Genomic DNA, 5,758 nt, shown 5'->3' with positions numbered 1-5,758 from the left:
CTTAAAAGCGTCTATAATACGCCCCTCAGCAAGGGAGAGCAGCGACATAAGTAACACACTTATAACCTGACTCACTTACTGAAACGAATTAGAACAAAGGGTTGACAGACTTACATTTTATGTTATACTAGTCAGCTCGCTAAACGAGATAAGCAAATTGCTTTGATTGGATAGTAAGAACATCATCTACTGGACGACAGTAGCTGAACATTATTTAAAAGCATAACTAAAGAACAACTTGTGTGGATTTTTGCTGATTCAGAATGCATAAAAATAAAGTTGGTTGAGTTCCTTTTCGGAACAATACTAACTATAAAAATTATCATTTAAGACAGCAAGAAAACTCAAAGTTAATTCATTTAAATGAAAACATACGAAGAGCGTAATTGCCAGATTAGATGAGCCAAGTTTAGTAACTTCTTTAAAGAGTTACATAGCAAGATTAAACTGAAGAGTTTGATCATGGCTCAGATTGAACGCTGGCGGCAGGCTTAACACATGCAAGTCGAGCGGTAACATTTCTAGCTTGCTAGAAGATGACGAGCGGCGGACGGGTGAGTAATACTTAGGAATCTACCTAGTAGTGGGGGATAGCTCGGGGAAACTCGAATTAATACCGCATACGACCTACGGGAGAAAGGGGGCAACTTGTTGCTCTCGCTATTAGATGAGCCTAAGTCGGATTAGCTAGATGGTGGGGTAAAGGCCTACCATGGCGACGATCTGTAGCTGGTCTGAGAGGATGATCAGCCACACCGGGACTGAGACACGGCCCGGACTCCTACGGGAGGCAGCAGTGGGGAATATTGGACAATGGGGGCAACCCTGATCCAGCCATGCCGCGTGTGTGAAGAAGGCCTTTTGGTTGTAAAGCACTTTAAGCAGTGAAGAAGACTCCGTGGTTAATACCCACGGACGATGACATTAGCTGCAGAATAAGCACCGGCTAACTCTGTGCCAGCAGCCGCGGTAATACAGAGGGTGCAAGCGTTAATCGGAATTACTGGGCGTAAAGGGAGCGTAGGTGGCTCGATAAGTCAGATGTGAAATCCCCGGGCTTAACCTGGGAACTGCATCTGATACTGTTGAGCTAGAGTATGTGAGAGGAAGGTAGAATTCCAGGTGTAGCGGTGAAATGCGTAGAGATCTGGAGGAATACCGATGGCGAAGGCAGCCTTCTGGCATAATACTGACACTGAGGCTCGAAAGCGTGGGTAGCAAACAGGATTAGATACCCTGGTAGTCCACGCCGTAAACGATGTCTACTAGTCGTTGGGTCCCTTGAGGACTTAGTGACGCAGCTAACGCAATAAGTAGACCGCCTGGGGAGTACGGCCGCAAGGTTAAAACTCAAATGAATTGACGGGGGCCCGCACAAGCGGTGGAGCATGTGGTTTAATTCGATGCAACGCGAAGAACCTTACCTGGTCTTGACATATCTAGAATCCTGCAGAGATGCGGGAGTGCCTTCGGGAATTAGAATACAGGTGCTGCATGGCTGTCGTCAGCTCGTGTCGTGAGATGTTGGGTTAAGTCCCGCAACGAGCGCAACCCTTGTCCTTAGTTACCAGCGGGTTAAGCCGGGAACTCTAAGGATACTGCCAGTGACAAACTGGAGGAAGGCGGGGACGACGTCAAGTCATCATGGCCCTTACGACCAGGGCTACACACGTGCTACAATGGTAGGTACAGAGGGCAGCTACACAGCGATGTGATGCGAATCTCAAAAAGCCTATCGTAGTCCAGATTGGAGTCTGCAACTCGACTCCATGAAGTAGGAATCGCTAGTAATCGCGGATCAGAATGCCGCGGTGAATACGTTCCCGGGCCTTGTACACACCGCCCGTCACACCATGGGAGTTGATTGCACCAGAAGTGGATAGCCTAACCTTCGGGAAGGCGTTCACCACGGTGTGGTTGATGACTGGGGTGAAGTCGTAACAAGGTAGCCGTAGGGGAACCTGCGGCTGGATCACCTCCTTATAGACGCATTCGGTCAGCAAGAATTCACAACAAGTTGTTCTTTAGTTTAAGCTAGTTATCTAGCGAAATCGCTTCTTCGGGTCTGTAGCTCAGCTGGTTAGAGCACCGTGTTGATAACGCGGGGGTCAGTGGTTCAAGTCCACTTAGACCCACCATTATACGGGGCCATAGCTCAGTTGGTAGAGCGCCTGCCTTGCACGCAGGAGGTCAACGGTTCGACTCCGTTTGGCTCCACCATATTATGAAAGTGGTATGATGTGTGTAAGGGAAGAAGACGTCAAATAGATAGATAGTTTAGTATGCTAATAAATAAAATAGGTATAAATAGAACCAAGTGATTCAGCTTATAGAGCTTTGATTATTTGTTTCTGTTTTATACAGAATCTGTGACTCGATGAGAGCATAGAAACTATTTAAAAACATAGATATGAGTCTGGGTTAGGAACGCGTGTTCACGCGTTGTTCCTAACCTTAATAACTCACTACTTAACGACATCAGTTGTTATCCCAGTAGTGAGTTATTAAAAAAGTAAAGAGAACTGAATCAAGCGTATAAACATAGGTGATATCGTTATCATAATTAGACTCATATAGCACTAGATAGTCGAAAGACTACTTGGGGTTGTATGGTCAAGTAATGAAGCGCACATGGTGGATGCCTTGGCAGTCAGAGGCGATGAAAGACGTGACAGCCTGCGATAAGCTTCGGGGAGGCGGCAATATCCTGTGATCCGGAGATTTCTGAATGGGGAAACCCACCTAGCATAAGCTAGGTATCTTGTACTTGTACAAGAAGCGAACGAGGGGAAGTGAAACATCTCAGTACCCTTAGGAAAAGACATCAAATGAGATTCCCCAAGTAGCGGCGAGCGAACGGGGAGAAGCCGATTAATGCTAATGTAGAAGAACAGCGTGGGAAAGCTGACCGTAGTAGGTGATAGTCCTGTATTCGAAACATTAGCGTTAACATATTAAGTAGGGCGGGACACGAGAAATCCTGTTTGAAGATGGGGGGACCATCCTCCAAGGCTAAATACTCCTGACTGACCGATAGTGAACCAGTACCGTGAGGGAAAGGCGAAAAGAACCCCTGTGAGGGGAGTGAAATAGAACCTGAAACCGTGTGCGTACAAGCAGTAGGAGCCTCAATTTATTGGGGTGACTGCGTACCTTTTGTATAATGGGTCAGCGACTTATATTCTGTAGCAAGGTTAACCATTTAGGGGAGCCGTAGGGAAACCGAGTCTTAATAGGGCGTCTAGTTGCAGGGTATAGACCCGAAACCGAGTGATCTATCCATGAGCAGGTTGAAAGTGCCGTAACAGGCACCGGAGGACCGAACCCACTGTCGTTGAAAAGCCAGGGGATGACTTGTGGATAGGGGTGAAAGGCTAATCAAACTCGGTGATAGCTGGTTCTCCCCGAAAGCTATTTAGGTAGCGCCTCGGACGAACACCATTGGGGGTAGAGCACTGTTTCGGCTAGGGGGTCATACCGACTTACCAAACCGATGCAAACTCCGAATACCGATGAGTGATATCCGGGAGACACACGGCGGGTGCTAACGTCCGTCGTGGAGAGGGAAACAACCCAGACCGCCAGCTAAGGCCCCAAATTCCTAGTTAAGTGGGAAACGAGGTGGGAAGGCATAGACAGCTAGGAGGTTGGCTTAGAAGCAGCCATCCTTTAAAGAAAGCGTAATAGCTCACTAGTCGAGTCGGCCTGCGCGGAAGATGTAACGGGGCTCAAACTAGGAGCCGAAGCTGCGGATTTGAAACTTGTTTTCAAGTGGTAGGGGAGCGTTGTGTAAGCCTGTGAAGGTGTGTCGTAAGGCATGCTGGAGGTATCACAAGAGCGAATGCTGACGTGAGTAACGATAATGCGAGTGAAAAGCTCGCACGCCGGAAGATCAAGGGTTCCAGTCCAACGTTAATCGGGGCTGGGTGAGTCGACCCCTAAGGCGAGGCCGAAAGGCGTAGTCGATGGGAAATTGGTTAATATTCCAATACTTGTTTATAATGCGATGGAGGGACGGAGTAGGTTATGCCAGCCTGGCGTTGGTTGTCCAGGTGGAAGGATGTAGGTAGACAGTTTAGGCAAATCCGGACTGTCATTATACTGAGATCTGATAGCAAGCTGTACTTGTACAGCGAAGTGGCAAATACCATGCTTCCAGGAAAAGCTTCTAAGCAATAGTTATAAACGAATCGTACCCTAAACCGACACAGGTGATCAGGTAGAGAATACCAAGGCGCTTGAGAGAACTCTGCTGAAGGAACTAGGCAAAATGGTACCGTAACTTCGGGAGAAGGTACGCTGCCGATGGTGAAGCCCTTGCGGTGTAAGCTATTGGCAGTCGCAGATACCAGGCTGCTGCAACTGTTTATTAAAAACACAGCACTCTGCAAACACGAAAGTGGACGTATAGGGTGTGATGCCTGCCCGGTGCTGGAAGGTTAATTGATGGGGTTAGCGTAAGCGAAGCTCTTGATCGAAGCCCCAGTAAACGGCGGCCGTAACTATAACGGTCCTAAGGTAGCGAAATTCCTTGTCAGGTAAGTTCTGACCTGCACGAATGGCATAATGATGGCAGCGCTGTCTCCAGCAGAGACTCAGTGAAATCGAAATCGCAGTGAAGATGCTGTGTACCCGCGGCTAGACGGAAAGACCCCGTGAACCTTTACTACAGCTTTACATTGAACTTTGACCTGACTTGTGCAGGATAGGTGGGAGGCTTTGAAGCAGACACGCTAGTGTTTGTGGAGCCAATCTTGAAATACCACCCTGGTCATGTCGGGGTTCTAACTCAGGTATAACAATACCGAGGACAATGTATGGTGGGTAGTTTGACTGGGGCGGTCTCCTCCTAAAGAGTAACGGAGGAGTACGAAGGTGCGCTCAGAACGGTCGGAAATCGTTCATAGAGTATAAAGGCAAAAGCGCGCTTAACTGCGAGACCCACAAGTCGAGCAGGTACGAAAGTAGGTCTTAGTGATCCGGTGGTTCTGTATGGAAGGGCCATCGCTCAACGGATAAAAGGTACTCTGGGGATAACAGGCTGATACCGCCCAAGAGTTCATATCGACGGCGGTGTTTGGCACCTCGATGTCGGCTCATCTCATCCTAGGGCTGAAGCAGGTCCTAAGGGTATGGCTGTTCGCCATTTAAAGAGGTACGCGAGCTGGGTTTAGAACGTCGTGAGACAGTTCGGTCCCTATCTACCGTGGGCGTTGGAAATTTGAGAGGATCTGCTCCTAGTACGAGAGGACCAGAGTGGACGAACCTCTGGTGTTCGGGTTGTCACGCCAGTGGCATTGCCCGGTAGCTACGTTCGGATGGGATAACCGCTGAAAGCATCTAAGCGGGAAGCCCACCTCAAGATTAGATTTCCCTAAAGAGCCGTTGAAGACTACGACGTTGATAGGCAGGGTGTGGAAGCACAGTGATGTGTGTAGCTAACCTGTACTAATTGCTCGTTTGGCTTGACCATACAACACCCAAGTGGTTTGTATGAACAGCTCTAATTAATCTATCTTGTAAAGCGAAAGCTTTAGAATATATATATTTCGATATCACCTTAAACCTTGGTTCAGTTAGGTTTATGTTGGTCGACAACAAGTAATATTGAAGTCAATAACAACAACATCAGACTCATATCTAACCCCCTTTGCTGACGACCATAGCATGATGGCCCCACCTGATCCCTTACCGAACTCAGAAGTGAAACATCATAGCGCCGATGGTAGTGTGGTTCGCCCATGTGAGAGTAGGTCAT

2 tRNA genes and 3 rRNA genes are annotated in these 5,758 nt (G+C 48.1%); all 5 read left to right on the top strand.

What is annotated here, in order from left to right:
- Window positions 1–444 precede the first annotated feature (444 nt).
- A 16S ribosomal RNA gene (locus ES754_RS12040) occupies window positions 445–1,983 on the top strand.
- Between the two features lie 78 nt (window positions 1,984–2,061).
- Window positions 2,062–2,138: transfer RNA gene (locus ES754_RS12035), tRNA-Ile, on the top strand.
- 6 nt (window positions 2,139–2,144) lie between these two features.
- Window positions 2,145–2,220: transfer RNA gene (locus tag ES754_RS12030), tRNA-Ala, on the top strand.
- Between the two features lie 391 nt (window positions 2,221–2,611).
- Window positions 2,612–5,473: ribosomal RNA gene (locus tag ES754_RS12025) — 23S ribosomal RNA — on the top strand.
- A 179-nt stretch (window positions 5,474–5,652) separates the two neighbouring features.
- Window positions 5,653–5,758 (top strand): 5S ribosomal RNA (rrf, locus tag ES754_RS12020); the annotation flags it as partial.

It is taken from the genome of Psychrobacter frigidicola, from assembly GCF_007997305.1.
Taxonomy (GTDB): Bacteria; Pseudomonadota; Gammaproteobacteria; order Pseudomonadales; family Moraxellaceae; genus Psychrobacter; species Psychrobacter frigidicola.
The sequence above is the reverse complement of the archived record's forward strand: the minus strand, read 5'-3'. Positions and strand labels throughout refer to the sequence as shown.